General features: G+C 62.9%; 15 protein-coding genes and 5 tRNA genes. 14 read left to right on the forward strand and 6 right to left on the reverse strand.

Features of this window, described 5'->3' with window-relative positions; all coding sequences use genetic code 11:
* Positions 1 to 52 precede the first annotated feature (52 nt).
* The 5 genes from ACLL97_RS03570 to ACLL97_RS03590 form a co-directional block, all read right to left on the reverse strand.
* Positions 53 to 126, reverse strand: a tRNA-Pro gene (locus ACLL97_RS03570).
* Positions 127 to 180: 54 nt separating this feature from the next.
* Positions 181 to 254: transfer RNA gene (locus tag ACLL97_RS03575), tRNA-Arg, on the reverse strand.
* Between the two features lie 153 nt (positions 255 to 407).
* Positions 408 to 481: transfer RNA gene (locus ACLL97_RS03580), tRNA-Val, on the reverse strand.
* 19 nt (positions 482 to 500) lie between these two features.
* Positions 501 to 573: transfer RNA gene (locus ACLL97_RS03585), tRNA-Gly, on the reverse strand.
* 42 nt (positions 574 to 615) lie between these two features.
* Positions 616 to 688: transfer RNA gene (locus ACLL97_RS03590), tRNA-Ala, on the reverse strand.
* A gap of 293 nt (positions 689 to 981) precedes the next feature.
* On the opposite strand from ACLL97_RS03590, the gene ACLL97_RS03595 reads away from it, so the two are divergent.
* The 14 genes from ACLL97_RS03595 to ACLL97_RS03660 all read left to right on the forward strand — a co-directional run bounded on the left by ACLL97_RS03595 (position 982) and on the right by ACLL97_RS03660 (position 21,280).
* Entirely contained in the window at positions 982 to 1,869 is an 888-nt protein-coding gene (locus ACLL97_RS03595) for an RNA polymerase sigma factor RpoD/SigA (protein ID WP_411279105.1), read from the forward strand.
* Between the two features lie 126 nt (positions 1,870 to 1,995).
* Positions 1,996 to 2,760 (forward strand): ABC transporter ATP-binding protein, encoded by a 765-nt coding sequence (locus ACLL97_RS03600; protein WP_411279106.1) that lies wholly within the window; start codon positions 1,996 to 1,998, stop codon positions 2,758 to 2,760.
* Between the two features lie 7 nt (positions 2,761 to 2,767).
* The gene (locus ACLL97_RS03605) at positions 2,768 to 3,292 is read left to right on the forward strand and encodes an NUDIX hydrolase (protein WP_411279107.1); all 525 of its coding nucleotides are present in this window, start codon (positions 2,768 to 2,770) and stop codon (positions 3,290 to 3,292) included.
* Positions 3,292 to 4,110, forward strand: coding sequence for a helix-turn-helix domain-containing protein (locus ACLL97_RS03610; RefSeq protein ID WP_411279108.1), 819 nt, complete (start codon positions 3,292 to 3,294; stop codon positions 4,108 to 4,110). Before ACLL97_RS03605 ends, ACLL97_RS03610 begins: the two co-directional genes overlap by 1 nt.
* 607 nt (positions 4,111 to 4,717) lie before the next feature.
* Positions 4,718 to 6,283, forward strand: coding sequence for a F0F1 ATP synthase subunit alpha (gene atpA / locus ACLL97_RS03615; protein WP_411279109.1), 1,566 nt, complete (start codon positions 4,718 to 4,720; stop codon positions 6,281 to 6,283).
* Positions 6,284 to 7,153: an ATP synthase F1 subunit gamma gene (gene atpG, locus ACLL97_RS03620; RefSeq protein ID WP_411279110.1), complete on the forward strand. Its 870-nt coding sequence runs from the start codon at positions 6,284 to 6,286 to the stop codon at positions 7,151 to 7,153. It begins immediately after the preceding gene.
* Between the two features lie 25 nt (positions 7,154 to 7,178).
* Entirely contained in the window at positions 7,179 to 8,609 is a 1,431-nt protein-coding gene (gene atpD / locus ACLL97_RS03625) for a F0F1 ATP synthase subunit beta (RefSeq protein WP_411279111.1), read from the forward strand.
* A gap of 4 nt (positions 8,610 to 8,613) precedes the next feature.
* The gene (atpC, locus tag ACLL97_RS03630) at positions 8,614 to 8,883 is read left to right on the forward strand and encodes an ATP synthase F1 subunit epsilon (protein ID WP_411279112.1); all 270 of its coding nucleotides are present in this window, start codon (positions 8,614 to 8,616) and stop codon (positions 8,881 to 8,883) included.
* Positions 8,884 to 9,041: 158 nt separating this feature from the next.
* A complete protein-coding gene (locus ACLL97_RS03635; protein ID WP_411279113.1) occupies positions 9,042 to 10,205 on the forward strand; it encodes a LytR/AlgR family response regulator transcription factor in 1,164 nt (387 codons plus the stop codon).
* A 621-nt stretch (positions 10,206 to 10,826) separates the two neighbouring features.
* Positions 10,827 to 13,940, forward strand: coding sequence for a TonB-dependent receptor (locus tag ACLL97_RS03640; RefSeq protein ID WP_411279114.1), 3,114 nt, complete (start codon positions 10,827 to 10,829; stop codon positions 13,938 to 13,940).
* Between the two features lie 89 nt (positions 13,941 to 14,029).
* Complete coding sequence (locus ACLL97_RS03645) at positions 14,030 to 18,340, forward strand: hypothetical protein (protein ID WP_411279115.1); 4,311 nt, start codon at positions 14,030 to 14,032, stop codon at positions 18,338 to 18,340.
* A gap of 10 nt (positions 18,341 to 18,350) precedes the next feature.
* Positions 18,351 to 19,457, forward strand: a complete 1,107-nt coding sequence (locus ACLL97_RS03650; protein WP_411279116.1) for a PorV/PorQ family protein — start codon at positions 18,351 to 18,353, stop codon at positions 19,455 to 19,457.
* Positions 19,454 to 20,161 (forward strand): outer membrane beta-barrel protein, encoded by a 708-nt coding sequence (locus ACLL97_RS03655; RefSeq protein ID WP_411279117.1) that lies wholly within the window; start codon positions 19,454 to 19,456, stop codon positions 20,159 to 20,161. The genes ACLL97_RS03650 and ACLL97_RS03655 overlap by 4 nt, the downstream gene beginning before the upstream one ends.
* 12 nt (positions 20,162 to 20,173) lie before the next feature.
* Entirely contained in the window at positions 20,174 to 21,280 is a 1,107-nt protein-coding gene (locus ACLL97_RS03660; RefSeq protein ID WP_411279118.1) for a hypothetical protein, read from the forward strand.
* A 474-nt stretch (positions 21,281 to 21,754) separates the two neighbouring features.
* Here the strand turns inward: ACLL97_RS03660 and ACLL97_RS03665 are convergent, their stop codons facing one another.
* Complete coding sequence (locus ACLL97_RS03665; protein ID WP_411279119.1) at positions 21,755 to 22,984, reverse strand: ISL3 family transposase; 1,230 nt, start codon at positions 22,982 to 22,984, stop codon at positions 21,755 to 21,757.
* Positions 22,985 to 23,165: the final 181 nt, after the last annotated feature.

Below are 23,165 nucleotides of genomic sequence, written 5' to 3' on the forward strand. Positions count from 1 at the left end.
GAACCCCGCAGCGACCAAGGTCGTTGCGGGGTTCGTTGCCTTCTATCATCAGTCGGGGCGACAGGATTCGAACCTGCGACCTCGTGCTCCCGAAGCACGCGCTCTACCGGGCTAAGCTACGCCCCGTTGACTGTCCCTCTCCCAGAATCCGAACGACGTGCTCCCACCCGGATTACCCCACGCGCCTAGAAGGACTCGAACCTCCAACCTTCTGATCCGTAGTCAGATGCTCTATCCAATTGAGCTATAGGCGCAGAACTCCGATGCACCACGATTGACGTACAGCCTCTCCTTGCGGAGAGTCCCGGAACCTAGTGGATCGTGCATGCCCACGCTACTGACGAGCATGCGCCAGGTTTTCCAACACCAACACCAACACCAACACCAACACCAACAGACCAGCAGTATGGGTCGTACAAGACTCGAACTTGTGACCTCCACGATGTCAACGTGGCGCTCTAACCAACTGAGCTAACGACCCAAGACACCGTTGCACTACAAGCGGGAAACGGGACTCGAACCCGCGACCCCAACCTTGGCAAGGTTGTGCTCTACCAACTGAGCTATTCCCGCAGACCAACTGACAAACCCGTGACCAACCTTGGCTAACCGGAGTGGAGACGAGCGGGATCGAACCGCTGACCTCTTGAATGCCATTCAAGCGCTCTCCCAACTGAGCTACGCCCCCGGTACTGGCTTTCTGCGCTGCTGCCGTTCCGTGCCCCCGTTAAGCGGCATCGTGCCGGCGAGGGCATCAGGAACGCGCAGTCTAGTGAGGTGTATGTCTGGCGTCAAGCAGAGTTCCTCAGATTACACTGGCGAAAGACTCCCGTTGGCGTATCTTGCATGGCTACCCCCGTCATTGCCCAGTCGCTGCCGGCTGGGATCCTGTGGGTCGTCGGCGCCGTTAGTTGGCTAGCCGTTTCCATTTCGTTTCCTCCTTCAGGGGTGATGTCTCATCCCAAGGTCTCATAGAACGCCATGACTGAAGTCAAGCGGAAGCGCCGTCGTGCGGCACCCGCGGGCATCGCGCCCAGTGAACCCGAGCGCGATATCCTCGACCAGTATCTCTACGAAGTCAGCACGTATCCGCTCCTGAAAGGGGCCGAAGAGATCGAGCTCGCCAAAAAGATTCGTACCGGTGACCAGGACGCGCTGCAGGAACTCGTTAAGCGCAACCTCCGCTTTGTCATTTCTGTGGCCAAGAAGTATCAGAATCGCGGTCTGCCGCTTATCGACTTGATCGGTGAAGGCAACGTCGGTTTGCTCACTGCGGCGCGAAAGTTCGATCCCGACCAAGGCGTGAAGTTCATCTCGTACGCCGTGTGGTGGATCCGTCAGGCGATTCTCTCGTCGCTCGCGCGTCAGGGACGTACCGTGCGCGTGCCGCTCAATCGCACCGCCGACCTCTCGCGCATCATCAAGGCGTCGGAAATCCTTCGACAGAAACTGCGTCGGGAGCCGTCGCCCGAAGAGCTGGCGCAGGTCACTGGCCTCTCGGTCGACGTGGTGCAGTCGCTCGCCGCCTTGAATACCGGCGACGTGCGTCTCGATGCCCCAATGGACCCCGACGGCGATCGTTCGCTCATCGAACGGTTCGTCGCCGACGAAATGCCGGACACGGAAGAAGAAGCGATGAACCGCTTCCTCACCGACGAAATCGAACAGGCGCTCTCCACGTTGCCGCCGCGCGATGCCAAGGTGCTCCGTCTCTACTTCGGCCTCGAAGGCGGCCGCGAGCATACGCTCGAAGAGATCGGCAGCATGCTCGGTGTCACCCGCGAACGTGTGCGACAGCTGCGCGACCGAGCCCTCAAGCGCCTCCGCGAAGGCGATGTGGGCCGTGCCCTCTCCAGCTTCGCCGCCTAACAGGCGAAGTCGGCGCATCGGGGCACGCAGATTTGGGGGGCGTCCGACTATCGGGCGCCCCTTCTGCGCGGTGCATGGCGCCCGATGCCTACCTTCGCCGAACTTTGGCGGTACCTTTGTGATCTCATGATCGAGTTCAAGGACGTCCACAAGGCTTTCGGGCCCAAGCAGGTGCTCCGCGGATTCTCCCTTCAAGTCAACGAAGGCGAGACCATGGTCATCATCGGCTATTCCGGAACCGGTAAGTCAGTGGCGATCAAGCACATTGTCGGCCTCCTCGAACCCGATGAGGGCGAGGTCTGGGTCGATGGCCTCCGCGTTGATCAACTTGCGCGCAAAGACTTGTACGCGCTGCGGGGACGCATCGGTTACGTGTTTCAGTTCGCGGCGCTTTTCGACTCAATGACCATTGGCGAAAACGTCGCGATGGGCCTGCGCAAGCAGGGCGAACTCAGCGAGTCGGAAATCACCACGCGCGTCGACGAAGCGCTCTCCCTCGTCGACCTGCCCGATGTGAAGAGTCGGATGCCGGCTGAACTGTCGGGTGGTATGCGCAAGCGCGTCGGCATCGCCCGAGCGATCGCCCTGCGCCCCAAGTACATCCTGTACGACGAACCCACCACCGGGCTCGATCCGGTCACCTCGGCCACGATCGACGCGCTCATGGTTCGCATGCGCGAGCAGCTCGGCGTCACCGGCATCGTGATCACGCACGATATGCGCAGCGCGTACACCGTGGGCACGCGCATCGCCATGCTGTACGAAGGGCAGGTGCGCGCCGTCGGAACCGTGGACGAAATTCAGCAGAGCGCCGATCCGCTGGTACGGCAGTTCATCGAAGGGCGCGCCACGCTCGAAGGTAGCGCGCCGTTGATCGGCGTTGCGAAGTAGCATCACCGTGACGACGTCGCGCGATCCGCAGAAACGCTCCGGGCGCGCCACGCTCGAGACCTCGGCCGGTGGGATCGTGTATCGCGTGCAGAACGGCGAGCCGATGTTCCTGCTCATTCGCGACAGCTATCAAAACTGGGGATTTCCCAAAGGACATCTTGAGACCGACGAGCCGCCCGACGCCGCCGCGCTGCGGGAAGTGCGAGAAGAAACCGGACTCGACGACGTCGCGCTCGACGGGGCGATCGACACTATCGACTGGTTCTTCCGCTTTCGTGGCCGCTTGGTGCACAAGGTGTGCCATTTCTACCTCATGCGTAGCGACGCGTCGACCACCACACCCCAGCGTGCCGAGGGGATCACTGCCTGTCGGTGGGCCACGTTTCAGGAAGCCACGACGCTGGTGTCATACGCCAACGCGCGTGACGTGCTGATGCGCGCCAATGCGATGGTGCGAGGAGAAGATCCAGCCGGCGATCCCGCGCAAGCGCCGACGCCGCGCGCGGGCGTGCACACCGAGCCCTCCCGCTGATGGCCTCGGCCCGCAGCAGCGCTGACAGTGCCGCACCGCAAATGTGCGTCGTCGCGTTGCTCAAGCGTGAGCGTGCGCGCGTGTTGGTGCGTTCCGCGTTCCCGCGGCGTCGGGCGCACGTGCACGCTGCCAAGAGCGCGGCCGATGTCGAGGACTATCTCATCAAGGAGCTCGTCGACGTCGTCATCATCGACGCCGGCGCCGGTGAAGACGCGCAGCGGCTTCTTTCGCGGGCCGAAGAGTTCCCGAGTCTCCCCTTTGTCCTGATCACTACGCTGCTGCCGGCTGATGCGCCGCTCGTCGCCCGAGCGGCCGATGCCGGTGTCACCGATGTGCTCGTGGAAGGCGTCGACGATAGCGTGGCGCGCGAACTCGTGCTCCGTCGCGCCTTCTCGAGCCGCTTCGAGCGCGCGCTCGCCCAACCGCCGGCGATGCTGCACCTCGAAACTCCCCTGCAGATCGCGGTCTGGCAGAGCGTCGTGCGTCGCGCCGGCCGACCCGTGCGCACCGATCAGCTGGCCAAGGAACTCAGCGTCTCACGCGAGCACTTGTCCCGTACCTTCGCCGTGGGCCAAGCGCCCACCCTGAAGCGTGTGATCGACCTGGTGCGGGTGCTGGCTGCCGCCGAGCTGTCCAAGAACGCCGGATTCGACGTGCGCGACGTGGCGCAGGTCCTAGGGTTTGCCAGCTCATCCCACCTCTCCAGCACTACCCAGCGCCTCGTCGGCGCCCGTGCCTCCAGCCTGTCCCGCCTCCGAGCCGTCGACTTACTGGAACGGTTCAGTCAAGCCGCCTTCGGCGATCCGACGGCCGGCTGACGTCGGGTCGGTCGCGAGAACAGCAACGGCAACAGCAACAGCTACGGCAACAGCAACAGCTACGGCAACAGCAACAGCTACGGCAACAGCTACGGCAACGGCAACAGCTACGGCAACAGCTGGAACACGGAGACCACGGATTACACCGTAACAACACGGATCTGTCCCGTATCAACGACGCGGCCCCGCGCTTTTCAAACATCAAAAGCGATCTCTGCCAGAGGATCCACGCCGTCCGAAGTCGGTCTTATCCGTGTTGTTACGGTGTAATCCGTGGTCTCCGTGTTCCTGCTTTGGCTTTGGCTTTGGCTTTGGCTTTGGCTTTGGCTTTGGCTTTGGCTTTGGCTTTGGCTTTGACTGTCGCAGGCGCAGGGCTAGGGGCTCAACGGCCAACTGCCTAGGGAGCCGGACGGAGGGTTTCAGGGAGGAGGAAGCAGGAGAAGCGCGCCGTTGCATTGCCTCCTCCTTCCCCAAACCCTCCGTCCTGCTCCCTAGGCAGTTGGCCGTTCGCAGTTGATTTAGCTCACGCTTGCCCCCACTCCACCCTTGTGATAATTTTCACAAGCTGTCCCCGAATCGTTACCACGCATATAAAAGCCCCTGCCTCATGGCTACCCAAACCGCCCTGCGCCCCGGCGAAATCAAAGACATCCTCCTCCGCGAAATCGAAGCGGCGGATCTCGCCGATCTCAATGTCGAGGAAGTCGGTTCCATCCTTGAAGTGAAGGACGGCATTGCCCGTGTCTATGGCCTCGGTAAGGTCATGGCCGGCGAGATGCTCGAGTTCACGGCCTCGGATACGAAGGCCGTGATCACCGGCATGGCGTTGAACCTCGAAGAGGACAACATCGGGGCCGTTATTCTTGGTGACTACCTCCAGCTCAAGGAAGGCGACGAAGTCCGTTCGACCGCCCGCGTGCTGGAAGTACCCGTTGGGCCGGAACTGATCGGTCGCGTCGTCGATCCCCTGGGCCGTCCCATCGACGGCCTCGGCGAGATCCGAAGCACCACATTCCGTCGTGTCGAGTCGCCGGCGCCTGGCATCATCGTGCGTCAGCCGGTCAAGGAGCCCATGCAGACGGGCATCAAGGCGATCGACTCCATGATCCCGATCGGCCGCGGACAACGCGAGCTCATCATCGGTGACCGCTCCACGGGCAAGACCGCCGTGGCCGTCGACACGATCATCAACCAGAAGGGCCAGGGCGTCATCTGCGTGTATGTCGCCATCGGCCAGAAGGCGTCCACGATCGCCTCCGTCGTCGAGCGGCTTCGTCAGGCCGGCGCGCTCGAGTACACCATCGTCGTCGCCGCCTCCGCGTCCGATCCGGCCCCGATGCTCTACATCGCGCCCTACTCGGGCTGCGCGATGGCCGAGTACTTCATGTACAACGAGGGCAAGCCCACGTTGTGTGTGTACGACGACCTGTCGAAGCAGGCCGCGGCGTATCGTCAGCTGTCGCTGATTCTCCGTCGTCCGCCGGGCCGTGAAGCCTATCCCGGAGACGTGTTCTATCTCCACAGCCGTCTCCTCGAGCGCGCGGCCAAGCTGCGCGAAGACGACGGCGTGGTCGATGGCAAGACGATTCTGAAGCCGGGTGGCTCGCTGACCGCGCTCCCAATCATCGAAACCCAGGCCGGCGACGTCTCGGCGTACATCCCGACCAACGTCATTTCGATCACAGACGGGCAAATCTTTCTGGAAACCGACCTCTTCAACGCCGGTATTCGCCCGGCCGTGAACGTCGGGATCTCGGTGTCGCGTGTCGGTGGATCGGCGCAAACGAAGGCGATGAAGAGCGTGGCTGGCCGTCTCCGCCTCGACCTCGCGCAATTCCGCGAACTCGAAGCGTTCGCCGCGTTCGCGTCGGACCTCGATCCGGCCACCAAGCGTCAGCTCGATCGCGGTGCGCGTACCGTGGAAATTCTCAAGCAAGGGCAGTACCAGCCCATGCCGTTCGAGGAGCAGGTGATGGTGATTTACGCCGTGACCAACGGTCTCCTTGATACGATCGACACGGGTAAGATCCGCGCGTGGGAGAAGGGCTTCCTCGAGTTCATGCGCGCGCAGTTCCCGCAAGTCGCTGACACGGTGCGCACCAGCAAGGCGCTTTCGAAGGAAATGGAAGCGGAGCTGAAGCGCGGCATCGAGCAGTACGCCAAGAGCCTGTAAATGGCGAAAGGCCGCGAACTCAAGGGGCGCATCAAGTCCGTCGAAAACACGCGCAAGATTACGCGCACGATGGAAATGGTGGCTACCTCCAAAATGAAGCGCGCGGCAGATCGCGTAGCGTCTGCGCGTCCGTACGCGTTGGCGTTGGGTGAGGTGCTGTCGCACGTTTATACGCCGGAGTTGGCGGAGCGTTTTCCGTTGCTCCGTCGTCCGGCGCAGGCCAAGCGGGTGGCACTGGTCGTACTGACCGCCAACCGCGGTCTCTGCGGCGGCTTCAACACCAACCTGCTGCGCGAGGCGCGTACGCGTCTGGCCGAGCTCGAGAAGCAGGGCGCGACGGTCGAACTGCATGTGGTCGGCAAGAAGGGTATCGGCTACTTCAAATACCTGGGCCGTGCGCTCGCCGAACAGCGCGCCGACATCAGCGATAAGCCGACCGCCGCCGACGCCGCGTCGCTGATCGAATCGTTGATGACGCGCTTTGCGACCGGCGAGATCGACGCCGTGCATCTCACGTATGCCAAGTACAAGTCGGCGCTCTCTACCCCGCCGGCCACCGAACAAGTATTGCCGGTGGTCGCACCGGCGACCGCCGGAACCGGTGTCGCGAGAGATTTCATTCTCTCGCCCTCGGCCGACGAGCTGCTCGAAGCGCTGTTGCCGCTGTACGTGCGCAACACCGTGTATCGCGCCTTGGTCGAAACGGCGGCGGGTGAACAGGGCGCGCGTCGGACGGCGATGAAGAATGCCACCGACAACGCGACCGAGATTCTGCAATTGCTCAAGCGCACGTACAACTCCGCACGGCAGGCGCAGATTACGCAGGAAATCGCCGAAATCGTCGGCGGCGCATCGGCACTGCAGGGCTGATTTCCCTATCTCCACATAGAGTCCCATGGCTACCACTGCCGCGCCGACCACCGTCGGCAAGATCATTCAGGTCATCGGTCCCGTCATCGACGTGGCCTTCGAAAACGATCACCTGCCCGAGCTGTACAACGCGGTGCGGGTTGAAGGCACGGCGCCTGATGGTCAGGTGCTCTCCGTGACCGCCGAAGTGCAGCAGCACATTGGCCGTAATCAGGTTCGTGCTGTCGCCATGTCGAGCACCGACGGCGTCACGCGCGGCATGGACGTCATCGACACGGGTGGCGCGATCACCGTGCCCGTCGGCGCCCCGGCGCTTGGCCGCATTTTGAATGTGCTCGGTGAGCCGGTGGACGAAGGCGCGCCGATCCCGAAAGACGCGCTGCGTTGGCCGATTCACCGCAAGCGCCCCGACTTCGTCGATCTCGAGCCGAAGACGGAAGTGTTCGAGACCGGCATCAAGGTCGTCGACCTCGTCGCCCCGTTCGTGAAGGGTGGCAAGATCGGATTGTTCGGCGGCGCCGGTGTCGGCAAGACGGTCATCATTCAGGAGCTCATCAACAATGTCGCGAAGGGACACGGTGGGAAGTCCGTGTTCTGCGGTGTCGGCGAGCGCACGCGAGAAGGCAACGATCTCTATCTCGAATTCCAGGAAGCTGGCATTCTCGACAAGGTGGCGTTGATCTACGGACAGATGAACGAGCCGCCGGGAGCCCGTCTCCGCGTGGCGCTTGCCGGTCTCACCGTCGCCGAGTATTTCCGCGACGTCGAGAACTCCGACGTGCTGGTGTTCGTTGACAACATCTTCCGTTTCACGCAGGCCGGTTCGGAAGTGTCGGCACTGCTGGGCCGTATGCCGAGCGCCGTGGGCTACCAGCCCACGCTCGCTACGGAGATGGGCGAACTGCAGGAGCGCATCACCTCCACCCGCAACGGCTCGATCACGTCGGTGCAGGCCATTTACGTGCCGGCCGACGACTTGACCGACCCCGCGCCCGCTACGGCGTTCGCGCACTTGGACGCCACGGTCGTGCTGAATCGCAAGATCACCGAGCTGGGTATCTATCCCGCCGTGGATCCACTCGACTCCACGTCGCGCATTCTCGACGCGCAGTACATCGGCGAGCGCCATTATACTGCGGCCACGACCACGCAGCGCATCCTGCAGCGTTACAAGGAGCTGCAGGACATCATCGCGATCCTTGGCATGGACGAACTGTCCGAAGACGACAAGAAGATCGTGGGACGTGCGCGTCGACTGCAGCGTTTCATGTCGCAGCCGTTCGCGGTGGCCGAGCAGTTCACGGGTATCCCCGGCAAGTATGTGAAGCTCGAAGAAACGATCTCGTCGTTCGAGCGCATCTGTGCTGGTGAGTTCGACAACCTGCCTGAGCAGGCGTTCTTCATGGCCGGTGGCGTGGACGACGTGGTCGCCAACGCGAAGAAGTTCCAGGGCTGATAGCGTGAGCGACTCACTTCAGGTGTCGGTGATTTCCCCCGAGCGCGTGCTCTTCGAGGGCAGCGCACGGGGCGTTATCGCGCCGGCGTTCGACGGCGAGATGGGAATTCTGCCGATGCATGCGCCGCTCATGACACTGCTCGGCAAGGGCACGCTCCGTCTCGATACTGCTGACGGCGAGAAACGCTTCGGCGTCGAGGGCGGCTTCCTGCAGATCATCGACGATCAGGTGCGCATCGTGACCGAGCACGCCACCGCGATCGCGGCGGCGTAGCCGGGTGACGTAGCCGGGTGACGTAGCCGGGTGACGTAGCGAAACGATTGAGCCGGACCTCACACGCGGCACATGGGTTCCATCATGTGCCGCGTGTTGCGTTTGGTGCGGTCGGGCGCCGTTCGGCATCGGTGCCGGAGGGCCAGGCCGAAATTCCCGTGAGTTGGACGCAACGTCTGGGCGCGCTGGTCCGTACACTCTGTGGCGCCCCCGGTGTGCACTGTCGTCTGGCAGGTCGCGATGCCGTGGTCGTGATCGCAGCATGTCTGCTCGCGTTTTCACCAACACTCATGGCTCTCCGTGTCGTAGTTCTCGGCCAGGTTCCGGCTTCGCTGCCCGAACAGCTGGCCCACCTACCGGCCTCGCTCGACGTGTCGGTACTCGGGTATCACGCCGATTCCACCTCGGCGCATGCCGCGCTCTCCCCCGTTCCCGATATCGCGCTCGTGAGTGCAGAGCTGACCGACATGTCCGGCTTTGCGTTCGTGCAATCGCTGACGCCAGCTGAGCGTCCCACCGCCATCGTGTTTGCGTCGGCGCGTGAAGAAGATGCGGTGCAGGCGTTCGAACTGCAGGCCACCGATTTCGTGCCGATGCCGGTGGTGGCCGTGCGGCTGCGCGATGCGCTCGCGCGTGCACGCCAGCACGTGTTGCAGGTGGCGCTGCTGCGCACGGCCGACGAATTGCAGCGTTTAATTGGCGAAGCGAACGCATCAGGAAATACCGAGCTTGGTGCGCTGTTCTCGCGTGCCTCCGGTACCAGCGCTGGACACGCGAACGGCAACGGTCACGCCGTCACGCTGGAGCATGAAGTCGGCGGCGATGGGCGTCGACGCAAGCGGGCGAGCGGACCGTCCACCGGAACGTTGATTCCGTCCACGCCGTGGCGGGCCGCGCGCAGCACCGAACATTCGCTCGCACGGTTCACGCGCGATGAGGCCGAAGAGCCGGTGCTCGACCTCACCCAGGACGACGGCGGTCGTACGTCGTCAAGCCATGGGGATGCCCGGCCGTTGCGGGTGTTGGTGCGCGAAGGCCGTCGGACGCGCTTCGTGCCGCTGTCGGATGTCGACTGGTTCGAGGCGGATGGCAATTACATCCTCGTGCACGCGGCCGGTGAGAAGTACCGCACCCGTGGCACCATCACGGCGATCGAAACGGCACTGGACCCGCGCCAGTTCGTCCGGATTCACCGTCGCGTGGTGGTCAACATGGATCGCGTGCGGGAGATGTCCCCGCTGCCTGGCGGCGATGGGCTGCTCATGCTCGGCAACGGTTCCACGCTGCGGCTGTCGAGGACCTACCGGTCTCGCGTGCGCTGATCGGCGCCGTTTGTCCCAAAAAGTTTTCCCACGAACGAGGCCGCCTGAATTCAGGCGGCCTCGTGCGTGTTCAGGGGGTAGTTCGCAAGGTCGGGCCGACCACGCGCGCGCCGTATCGACCGGATCGCGAGAGCGTTCTCCATTCGAGCACCTCCCAGCACGCCTTGCCCCACTTCAGTCCCTTAGCGTCGGGGCGAAATCACATGGTGACGTCGGTCATCCCAGCGCTGTTGTACCGATCGATAGCCGATTTGTACGAGAAGAGGTCAGGGGGAGGCGTGAGCACGCGGCTGAACACGCACGACCCTGCCGACACCGGTTAATTGTTCCACGCACTGGCGATTGACAGTCCGGTGCTCACCGCTAGCTTGCCGTCACGGTTACGTCACACTCAGCTGCTCAGTAATGAGCCGAATTGTGTGTCGCAGCCACTACGTTGTAGCCTCCCCACGTGTTTCCCCCGCCGCCGCGCCCCTGCGCCGGCGTTTTCCAGTGTCCTGTTGGTCCCGTTGGCCTGCCGAAAGGTTGCCTGGCGGTGGTCGGCATGACGTTGCAGACGTTTTCGGCGCGGTCCCACCGGCCGGAACGTTGTCCCGCAGTACTCGCTTCCCGGAGGAGCAGATGAGGGCTTTCGGACGTCGTATGTGGTTTATCGCGACGGTCCTGGGCGTGGCACTTGCCGCGCCGATCACCGCCGCCCAGGCACAGACCGGCAAATTGACCGGTGTGGTGACCGACGCGGAATCAGGCAAGCCCATTGAGGGCGTTGCGGTGGTCATTCAAGGGACGACGCTGGGTTCGAACACGAACGCCAGCGGCCGCTATTTCATCATTCAGGTTCCTCCCGGATCCTACTCAGTGCAGGCCCGTCGCCTCGGCTTCCAGAGCGTCACGGCCACGAACGTGTCGATGACCATCGACGCGACGCGTGAACAGAACTTCAAGCTGCGCTCGTCCAACCAGACGCTGGCGGCTATCACCGTGCAGGCCGACGTCGCCCCGCTCGTAGAGCGCGGTCAGGTTGGCTCCCGCACCTCGATCACGGCGGAGCAGATCACGTCGCTGCCGGTCACCAGCATCGCCGGCGTGCTCGCGCTGCAGCAGGGCTTCACGGAAGTCCCGCAGAACACCTCGGTCGTGTCGCTGGCGGAAGAACAGCGTAGCACCACGCCCGCGCTCCGCGTCCGTGGCAGCCGCGGCGGTGCCACGCTGTCCATGATCGACGGCATCGCCATCAACAACCCGCTCTTCGGCAACGACGCCGTGAGCCTGAGTGCGTTGGCCGTGCAGCAGCTCGATTTCCAGCGTGGCGGCATGGAGCCGCAGTACGGCAATGCGCTGGCCGGCGTGCTCAACCAGGTCGTGCGTGAAGGCGGCTCGGAAGTGTCTGGTGCCATCGACTTCCAGAATTCGACGCTGCCCGGCAGCGTGTTCAACACCCAGCAAGACAAGCTGCTCGGATTGAACCTGCTCCGAGGCTACCTGTCCGGCCCGGTGCCAGGCACCAAGAGCAAGCTGCGCTACTCGGTGTCGGGTCAGGTGCAGAGCCAAGCCCAGCGCGTGCTGGAGTTCGACAAGGACGTGTATACGGCCAATGCGCCGCTCGTGCTGGGCGACATTCTGGGCGTGTCCACCAAGGATCTCGTGCCAGGCTTCCAGGCGTTCGGCGGCACGCAGAACTCCTCGGTGGTCGGTAAGCTCACCTTCCTGCCGTTCGACAACACCACGATCAAGGTCACCGCGCTTGGCTCCGAGCGGCAGAACCGTGGCTACGACCGTCGCTATTTCTTCGCCTATCGTGGCGATCCACTCTCGCTCGTGAACAACCGCACCGACTCACTCTTTGCGCTCACGGGCGGCGACAACCGCGCGTCGCGCGACCTGATTCAGCCGTCGGTGAGAGACCAAGGCAAGCTCATCATTGGCTCGCTTGAACAACGTTTCGGACGTTCCAACCTCACGATACGGGTGGCGCAGACGGATTTCGAGCGCACCACCTGCGCCGTTTTTCTCGGCACCTGTATCCCGGGCCCCTTTGCTTACGGCAACTTCGACCAGTCGTTCCTGTCGATCTGTGGCACGTTTACCGGTTGCGATCGGGTCCCGTACTCTGGCGTCGCGTCGGGCATTTATGGTGGTGAGAAGTACACCACGCGCACGATCAAGGCCGACCTCCAGTCTCAGGTCACCGACCACAATAACATTCAGGTCGGCGCCCAGTTCGTGAATCACGACTTCGTGTACCGCGATGTGCAGCAGGATGCCAGCACGACCTCGGGTATCAAGAACAACGTGTATCAGGTGTACCGTGGGAAGCCCATCGAAGCGGCGGCCTATATACAGAGCGTGATCGAATACGATTTCATCACGATCAAGCTTGGCGGCCGGTTCGACTACAACCGTGCGCGCGGACAGTCACTGGCCAATCCGTTCGATCCGTCGAATGGTACCACGGCGCGTGAGGTGTGCGCCGGCGCCTCGGTGGGCGGCAAGCAACTGCTCAACGCCGCCGGTCAGCCGTACGGTCTTGCCGGGTGTGCCGCTTCCCCCGTCGATCCCAAAACGCAGCGCGCGCGGTTGCTCGATACGGCGAGCGCGATCGCCCAGCTCGACGACTTCCGCGAGTCGCCCGCCCGCACGGCCTTCAGCCCGCGCGTTGGTGTGGCCTTCCCGCTCACGGAGCGGTCGCAGGTGTTTTTCAATGGTGGTCGCTACACGATGGTGCCGTTGTACGGCAACACCTACCGCAACACCGGTATCGGCACCACGGCTGGCGCGGGTGACAACTATTGTGCGACGGGGCAGGTGAAGCCGGGCACCCGCGAATGCACCCCGAACCTGCAGCCGGACAATCCGTCGTTCGTGGGCAATCCGAGCCTTCGCCTCGAGCAGGCCAAGCAGTTTGAAGTCGGTTACTCGGGCGAGATCGGCAAGGGCTATTCCATCCAGGTGGCGGTGTTCAGCCGCTCGGAAACCGGCCTCACCGGTATTCGCAGTAGCCGCGCCGCCCAGGACATCGGCAGCACGTATGCCGGCGCGTTCCCCACCTACAACATCATCGTGAACGGCGACTTCCTGTCGTCCCGCGGTGTCGAAGTGCAATTCCGTCGTCGCCTGGCCGATCGCTGGGGCTACGACATCAACTACGGCCTCTCGCGCTCTACCACCAACGCGCGCCCGCCCGATCGCGCCAACGAAGTGGCGCGCACCGACGAATTGCTCCGTGCGCAGAACGTCGAAACGCTCACCGACGTCGATCAGCCGCAGCGCCTCAACGTGCAGTTGTTCTACCGCGTCGGCAACGACGCGCCGAGCCTGCCGCTCAACGCCGGCAAGCTGCTCAAGAACTTCAGTGGCTCGCTCACGTACAACATCACGTCGGGTATCCCGTATACACCGCTGCGCGGCAGTGCGGCCGGTACCATCGGCACGCTCGATCAGGGTGAAGTCAACTCGGCGCGTCAGCCGTCCACGCAGGATGTGGGTCTACTGCTCGACAAGGCGTTCCGCATCGGCAATCTCCGCTACTCGGGCTTCCTGCGCGTGAACAACCTGTTCGATCGCAAGAACTGCGTGCAGGTGTTCAACAATACCGGCACCTGCGACGCCGGTCTGCGCGACTTCGCCAACCGTCGCATCGGCAACGCCGGCGACAACACCTCGACCGCATTCGACCAGCCCGAGTTCATCGGGGCGCGTCGCAGCATCTCCACCGGCCTGTCGGTCAACTTCTGAGCATGGACGGCGTAAACCTCATGGGTTTCACTACCACTACTTCCCACCGACAGCCACAGGGTCTCGGGGCGCGCGGAGTTGCGCGCGTCTTGGGCACCCTGGTTGTGCTGGCCGGCCTCTCGACCATCGCATCCGGTGTGGCGGAGGCGCAGCGCGCCTCACAGCCCAAGGTCAACTATCTCGAAGAGATGTTGCCCGACGGCACGAAGCGTCAGATCCCGATCGCGGCCACCAACGGCTTTGACTTGTTCGCCGCCGAAGATGTGGCGTTCGGAACGCTCCGCATGAGCGGCACGTATCGTTCGGCCCTTCCCAACCAGGGTGGCCCGGTCGCGCAGAACCAAGGCACGCTTGCCTTTGGGGCTCGTGCGGTCAGTCCGACGATCGGCGGCTTCCACATTTTCTTCCAGATGGGTTTTGTCGTCGCCGCGCCGCCGACGGAATTCCGAAAGATTCGCACCGTTTTTCCGGGCATCAACAATATGACCGGAACGCTCGGCTACACCACGATCACGTGGGAGACGCTGGTGTCGAGCAGCCGTAAATGGGGCGCGGCGGACGGCCAGTTCGGCAAGAGCTTTGCCGGTGTAACCGCGCAGGACGGTTCGTCGTGTCGCGCCGACGGTAACGTCTACACTGATGTTGGGTTTTCACTGCTGGCCCAGAAGGATTGCCCAGACACCTGGGGCTCCGAAGGCTTCCGGGGCAAGCTGGTGGTGCAAGACTCGGTGTGGCTCAACACGTTCAACGCGAACAAGAGCGCGTTTCGCTGGGACGACTGGCGCATCCCGCGCGACCGGCTCGACGCCACGCAGTTTCTCGGCACGCAGAGCGTGTACGGATTTATCTCCGATTACTCGCGCGAGCAGAAGCTCCGTTACGGCGGCATCGTTCGCGGCGGATCGGGCACGCCACTCGACGGTGGTTATCCGCTCGGTCTCGAACTGCGCGCGGATAGTTACCAGTTCGCCTCGCCCGCGACCCGCAACACGCAGTACTATCAGGTACAGATGGTCAACAAGTCGGCCGACGTGTACGGCACGGGCGTCGACTATGACTCGTTGTACTTCGGCACCACGCCCGGCTTCCTTTACGGCGGCATTGGTGGCCAGTACGCTTCGCTGTACTTCGATTACAACACCAATACAGTACTGGCCACGAAAGGGAATACCAGCGGCAACTGCAGCACGTCCTACCCGAAGCGCTACCTGAATTCCACGCTCGGCGGCTGCCCAAGCAACGACGCCTTCGTCGCCGGCGTGTGGACGATGACGTGGCTGAAGTCGCCGTTGGGTGACGTGCGCAACAAGCGCTTCACGCGCAACCCGGCTGACCCGTACTACAACCCGAACAGCCCGTTCGCCGACGACACCATTACGTTCAATCACTCGCACGCCGGTTCGGTCGGCCGTGCGAGTCAGGCCATGACGCGCTCCACGCGCGCCGGCTTCGGCTACATCGCTTCGAAGGAAGATGATTTCCTCGACGGCCGGAATCCGTCGGATTTCACGATCAACAACTTTACCGGCATGGTCACGCCGGAAGAGTGGAGTGGCTCGCTTCCCGCCACGCCGGAAGGTGTGAAATTCCCGAAGTTCGTACCGGGTGCGACGAACAACCCCGTCACCGGGCGCCCATACGGTAAATGGGACTACAACAACGACGGTGTGCAGGACACGATCTCGGTACCGGGTTGTGGTTCGCTCGGTTGCCACGGGATCTACTCCGACACCATCGTCGGTGGATATCGTTCCGAGTACGGCAACATCCTCGGCACCATTACGGCTGGCCCGTTCAAGTTGAAGGCCGGCGATACCACGCAGTTCCTGTGGGCGTTCTCGTGGAACGCCGACTCGGTCACCACCCGCAGGGCGATCGAAGGACTTACCGACGCCTATCTCACGAACTACGCCGGACCGCAGCCCATCGCGTACCCGGAAGTGAAAGCGGGCTTGTCCTACACCATCAACTCGGCTGAGCTGGTTGACTCGCTCACCTTCGGCGCCGCGACGTCGATCGGGTCGCAGATCGTGATTCGTTACCCGAACATCAATCCGGCCGATCCCTTCATGCTGGGCCTGGTCGCGAAGCTTCGTGCCGACTCACTCGCTGGTGACGTCGCCACGCGCCGAATTCTACGACTCAATCCTACGCTGCTCGATTCGCTCAGAGCGCGGGCAAATGACAATCTAAGTTCGGTGTATCTGTTCAAGTCGTGCGACGGTGGAACGACGTTCACCAACACCACGGGAAACGCGGCTACCTGCACGTCGGCGCCCACGCGCTCCATCGATGCCGGTCTCCAGGCATTCGCGTGGCGCCCGGTCGCCACAGTGAACTACGTGAAGGGTGTACCGCAGACTGCGAACTACGCCGAAAACCTGCAGGGCGGTCGCACGTACAACTATGTGTTCGTGACCCGCACGCGGGGCTTCTCCGACGATTACTTCCGCGTCGTCGACTCGCTGCCTGGTCGCGGTTTGTTTATTACAAGCGCGCAGGATGCCTTCGGCTTCCCCCGCGACACGATCAACTCAGCGTTCGCGACCTCTGGTCCGGCCTCGCTCACGGTATACGCGCCGATCACCAATGCGGCGGGCCGCCAGTTCGCCCGCGTCGACACGTCCACGGTAGTGGGTAACTCCACGCAGCCGGTGCTCGTGCAGGCGGTGTCGAACAGCGTGAGCGGTACGTCACGACTCGTGTTCGGTAACCAGTTCATCGTGCGCAAGGTGCAGGACACCGTCACCCGCGCGGTCTCAACCACCATCAGTGTCCGCTGGATCATTCCGAACGCGACCACGTCGCCCACGGCTCCGGCAACAGCCAACTTCGTGGCGAAGGAGCAGACGTTCACCACTAGTGGCGACATCCCGGTGCGGTTGGGTACCACCTTGCTGACGGGCACCGCGCGTGGCGTCACTGGCGCCTCACGCGTGTTCGTAGACACCCTCACCTCGCCACCGGGATACCCTGGTTACGTCTGGGTGACCGGCGACAACAAGCCGATCTTCGCGATCAACGACCCGTACGGCACCAACGGCGGAAACCAGGTCCGCGACCAAGTTGGATCGCCGCTGTACCCGGGCTTTACCGCCCAGCCCGACGACTCGTCCAACACGGCCAACGGCTTCCGTACAGAACGTCTGGTTGGTAACGCATCGCGTGATCGCAACTTTGTGATTCGCAAGGACGGCGATACGCTCTCCGGCAATGCCCGTCAGTTCGTGCCGCAAGTGCAGGGTACGTTCACCACCGCGACGGCGGGCGCATTGCTGAATAACAAGCGGATCAAGGGTGGCCGCTACGAGCTCACGTGGCTCAGCGATCCGTGGGGAGGCAAGGCGTTCAAGCTCGATCCCGTCGCCGGTCTGCAGTCGGCCATCACGGCCGCGTTGGTCGAAGTGGCTTCCAAAGCTACAACGACTACGGAAACGTCGGCCGCGGTGGCTACGCTTGTCGGCGCGACGTCTGCTCGTCCGCTCATCAAGGTTCGAGTGCCGTTCACGATGAAGTTCACCGACCCAGTCGGCGGCCGTGAAGAGACGGTCAAGTTTGCCATGCTCGCCCGCCAGACGTTCGCGCAGGGTGGTGTCGGCAACACGCGTCTGTTGGGCTCTGGCAACGACACCGTTCGTGTGGCCGTCCCCGATTCCCTTTGGATGCCGGGTGACACCCTGATCGTGCTGCAGAAGGTTGAGAAGGACAGCACGGTGCTGGTCGGTACCACGCGTATCGTCGTGGTGCAGGCTGACGGAGCTAACGGCTTCCGGACGATCCCTGTGCTTGCCGACTCGATCGGTTTGAACAAGTTCCTCGTGGCATGCACCGGCGGTGTGAACGGGACAGGAGTTCGTCCGGCCGCCTCGGTTGACCAGAACAGCTGTAACCCGCTCGCGATCGACACGCGCGGCGCGACCACGGCCGGCGGTTATCTGCCGATCGAGCCGACCTGGAAGCAGACCTTCGAACTCACGCGCACGTTCGATCCGCGTTCGAGCATTCAGCTCGTGGCCACACCGTTCAGTATCAAGACCGAACTCACCAAGGCGGATTTGGCCAAGGTTTCGGTGGTACCGAATCCCTACATCGTGCGGTCGGATGTCGATGGTATTGACGGTACGCGACTCTCGGTTCCGCGCATCTACTTCACCAACGTGCCGGAACAAGGCCTGCTTCGTGTCTACTCGGTGTCCGGACAGTTCCTCCAGGAGCTGACGTGGACGAAGAGCGACCTGACCTACGCGGGTAACAACTCGACCTCAGGGGACCTGCCGTTCAACCTTCGCACGCGCGAAGGTACTGACATGACGTCGGGTCTCTACATCTACGTGCTCACTGCGACCGGCTCGGCTGGAAAGAACCAGGTGCAGCGCGGCAAGTTCGTGATCATCCGCTAAGGGAGCAGCGATGCAAATCACCCGACTCATCGGCGCCTTCGGCGCCGCCACCGTGCTTCTGGGCACGACCGTTCGTGCCCAGGGACCCGGTGGGCTTCTTCCTACGCCAGCGGATAGCCCGAATCGTCAGGGTACGCGTGGCGCCAACTTCCTCCACATCGGCGTCGGGGCGCGCAGCGGCGCAATGGCCAACGCCACCGCCGCGTCAGTCAGCGGTCCGTTGGCCTGGTTCTCCAATCCCGCTGGCGCCGGCAGCTCCGAGTCGTTCTCGGCGGTCGCCGGACGTCAGAGCCTGTACGGCGATCTTGGGCTCGGTCAGACGTACGCCGCGCTCTCCATCCCCGCGCTGGGCGGCAACATCGGCGTGCACTTCAACACGCTGAGCTCTGGCGATATTAAGCGCACTACGGAGACCAACCCGTTTGGCGATCGACTGGGTGGCAACTTCTTCCAGTGGACCTCCACGGTGGTTGGCATCGGGTACGCCAAGCGCCTCACCGACCGCCTTCAGTTCGGCGCGCAAGTCAAGTACATCAGCGAAGGCATCCCCGATGCCGGCACGAAGTGGATCGCCGGTGACATCGGTACCCAGTTCAACACCGGGCTCTACGGGCTCACGATCGGTGGCTCCGTTTCGAACGTCGGTCCCACGGCGCGTGCTTCGGGCGCGTTGATAACGCGCGTGATCAGTACGGCTGATCGCGGTACCTTCAGCGACAACCGTCGCGTGTCGCTCTACACGTCGCAGGTAGAACTGCCGGTCGAATTCCGCCTATCGCTCGCATCCGATTTGCTCGGTTCGGCCAATTCGTTGCTGGGCAAGGGCAGCGGGAACAACACGCTGAACGCCGAAGTCGCGGTCAACGAATCGACGGACTTCACGACGCAGTACGCCATCGGTCTCGAGTACGGCTACCGCAACATTCTGTTCGTGCGCGGCGGCAAGCGCGTGTACAACGACGAGCGCGATCGGGGGACCGACACGCCGGTGGGACTGGCCGGCGGTTTCGGTCTCCGCCTTCCGGCGAAGGGTCGTAACGTTCGCTTCGACTACTCCTTCGAGTCGGCCGGCGCGCTTCAGAATATTCAGATCTTCTCGTTCGAGGTGGGTCGATGAACCGCGCTGCAGGCATTCTCGCCGCATTGGCGCTCACCGCAGTCAGCGTCGGCGCGCAGGTCGCGCCGAAGCAGTTCACGGTTACCACACGTCTCGGCATTCTCCAAGCCGAACGGGCCGCGAGTCTCGATCCGGCGGCACTCATCGGTCTCGATGCGGAATACGCGCTGTCGAAGTATTTCGGCATCGGTACCACCGTCGACGTCTCGCGTGGCAATACGACGAGGAAGGACTTTCTCACGCGGCTTCGTTTCGGTCAGGCCGCCGTGGCCGGGGGAGATTCCATTCGCTACCAGTACGTCGGTCAGCCCGTAAACACCGTCAACCTCGGTCTTGCCGCGACGATGCGCTATCCGGGAAAGAAGGTGGCACCGTTCGTGATGGGCGGCGTTGGCACGTACGTCATGATTCTCGACGCGCAGGTCAACGGCAAGGAAACGCGTAACAACGACATCTCCTATACCGGTGGCGCCGGCGTCTGGATCAAGCTCAGTGAGCGCTCCGGTCTCCAGTTCGACGTCCGCGCGGTGCAGTATCAGGGCTACGATCGGAATTTCTTGAATCCGGCGCGCGACCGTACCGAACTCATTCAACCGTTCCCGGAAGACTTCCCGACGCCTCCTGCGGCGAAGAAGACCGCGTTGAACACCATGTTCACGCTGGGCTTCCGGTACATCCCCGGCGGCATTGGCGGAGGTAATTAACCGATGCGCACTATGCGTCCTTTCTTCCTCGCCGCCGGCGTGATCGCGGTGGCCGTTTCATCGGCCTGTGGCAATGAACGGTCGATTACGACTGAGCCTGTTGGTGCCCTCGGCTTCGGTACGAATTTTCTCCGCACCTCGACGAACCTTCCGCGTGGAACGGTCACCTTCCCCGTTGGCATCGTTGCGTCAGCGACACCGGCGAACGATTCGGTGATCATCACGCTGGCCGGACTCGACACACTGACCACCGGCAGCTACACGGTGTGGTTCACCAACGACTCCGCCACCAAGTTCGCGCCGGCCACGGCGCTCAACATCGTGGCCACCCGTCGCGACTCCACGCTCAACGCGGCGGGCGACCCGGTGTTCACGAACACGGCGTTCACCACCACCGGCGCCAGCTTCAAGTCCGGTGGCGCGAACATCGCGCTGCGGGTCGCGGTGTCTCGCGTCTCCGCGCCGACGCTCGTGGCGGCGGACTCGCTCAATACCGTGTTGATCAGCATCGAGCCGGGTGCGGCAGGAGCCGCGCCGGGGGAAGTGCGTCCGTTGTGGGCGCGTCGCAGTCAGGCAAACGCGAGCCGAGTTGCCGGTTTGCGATTTGGTACTTTCGCTCGTGGGATTCCCGCGCAAGCGGGCAGCCCGGCTGCCAACCAGGAGTTCGTGGTCGCCACCAACGGCGCGATGACCATCGTACCGCGTGGTCGAGTGGAAGTGCGTGGCAACATCATGATCCTGAACGACTCGAATTATCTCCGCCCGCCGGTTGGTTACTACTACAATGCGTACGGCATCAAGCTCGACACCACCGGCAGGTTCAACGACACCACATACCTCGGACGCCGCACCTCGCCATATCCGAATCGTGCGATTTCGCTGTATGAAGCCGACAAGTCGAACCCGGATCCGACCGTCGTGTTCGACAGCCCGCGCGTGATCTTCGCGATGGCGTCGCGACTCGATGCCGATTCGATCCCTGACGCGAAGGGTTCACCGGCGTGGAAGAATTATGGATTCGTGCGCGTGAATCTGCAGCCCAAGGCGGGCATCGAGGGTCGCCTCGGTTCCGCGACGATTCTCGAAGCCACTTTGCCGCCGTCGATTCGCGGCCGTTGATGTAGTCGGCGGTTCGGTCTTCGGATAGTTCGGCAACACGCCCCATTACAAATACCGCGCGCCCGGCGATCATCGCCGGGCGCGCGGTGCATTCGCGGGTTCGCGGCCATTCGATGGTTCACCGAGAACTGCTTCACCACGGACTTGCGCGAACAACACACGGTTAGTCCGTCGCGAGCCGACACGTCTGCCAGCAGCGCGACACCTTCAAATCTTGCAGTTGCTGTCAGTCGCGTTCCAGCATTATTCCGAGGAGAACGAACTGAATGGTCTCGAAATCTCGATCTGCATTGCGCGGTGGTGGCGTCCGTGGTTGACTGATCGGGACGTGCTCGAAGCGGGCCACACGCAAGATCCGTCGGATGTCGTAGACGCGATACCGCTCATGCCGTTGCTGTTCTTCGCGTGCCGTCGCGAAGAGACGCGAAGAACAGCAAACAAAAGTGGCTCTTCCGGCTTTCGAGTGGGTAGCTCTCACGAAAGTCGAGGTTCGAGGTCGAGACCGCCGCAGTGAAAGTAAATCGCCATTTTGAAGGCATCGCGGTTTCGGTAGCCGCGGGCACTGTACTTGATCCACTGGATCTTCGCGTTGAGTCCTTCCGTGACGGCGTTCGTGATGCGATGCGTGAGATAGGTGAGGATGTTCTCGAGGTGGGCCTTCAGCATGCGCGCGACCGCCTTCATCGGTGCAAGGCGTGATCGCATCGCCCAGCCGTACCACGCGCGAAAGAAGGTGCGGGCCGCGCCGACGTAGGTGTAGTCCCACAGGCGTCGCAGGCTTTCCTTCATCGCCCAGGCGCGAGCCGATTGCAACGTGCTATTCCGCAGCGCGGCGAACTCGCGCCAGGCTTTGACGGTGAAGTTGGCCGGATTCTTCAGCCAGGCGTATTTCGTCCGCGTTAACCGGGTATCGCCTTCGGCCATCAACGCCCGATGTTCCTGCTTGCGCACGTGATCGACCGCCGCGCCGACATGCTGGAGCACATGAAACTTGTCGAAGACGATCTTGCGGTCGGCGTCCGGCACATGCGCGCGAATGGTGTTTCGATAAGGCTCCCACATGTCCATCGCGATGGCGGAAATGCCGTCGCGCTGTGACTCGGTGAGCGTGGTGAAGTAGCCGGTGAGACTCGTGGCCTTGCGGTCGTCGGCGACGTGCAGGATGCGCCGCGCATTGAGATCCACGACGACACTGACGTACTGATGTCGCTTCAAGAAGCTCTTCTCGTCGATTCCGAGATACGGGACCACCACCGGCTGTCGCCGCGCGAGGCCGCGGCGCACCGCGCGCTCCATGATGCCGCGCGCCTCATCCCACGACAGGCCCAAGCGTCGGCCCACCGCGGTCGGAGTCGCCTCCCGCAGCCACGCAATCGCCAGTCGCTCGAACAACAGCGTAAAGCGCGAGCCCGCTTCCGCCCACGGCACCACCACCGTCGTGACGCCGTGCGTGGCGCAGGAGACCCGCGGGATCTTCGCGCACAACAGCGTGCGAAACTGACAGGTATCCAAGTGTCGCCAGCGGCGCTCCACGTGATCATAGATGGGCGACGCCGCACCGCACTTCGGACACGCGAACGCCGTACCAGACACCGCCTCGACCCACACATCTACTTCCTGCGGATCGGTCCGCAGCTCCACCCGCTCGACGTGCCACGGGGTCTGCAATCCCAGAATCGTCTGATACAACGCGCGGTCGTCCATCCTCTCGCCTCCCGGCCTAAAGGTCTGGCCAGAAGCTACGTACCCACTCTATTTCCTGAAGAGCCCAAGTTGTTATCGGTGCTGGCAAAACTCTAATTGGACTTCGCACTGGTCAGAAGATTGACGCGGCGCTAATTACCGCATATTACCAACATCTGATTCGGCTTCCGCAGTCGTTCTT

The sequence above is a fragment of the Gemmatimonas sp. genome (assembly GCF_046594945.1).
GTDB lineage: Bacteria > Gemmatimonadota > Gemmatimonadetes > Gemmatimonadales > Gemmatimonadaceae > Gemmatimonas.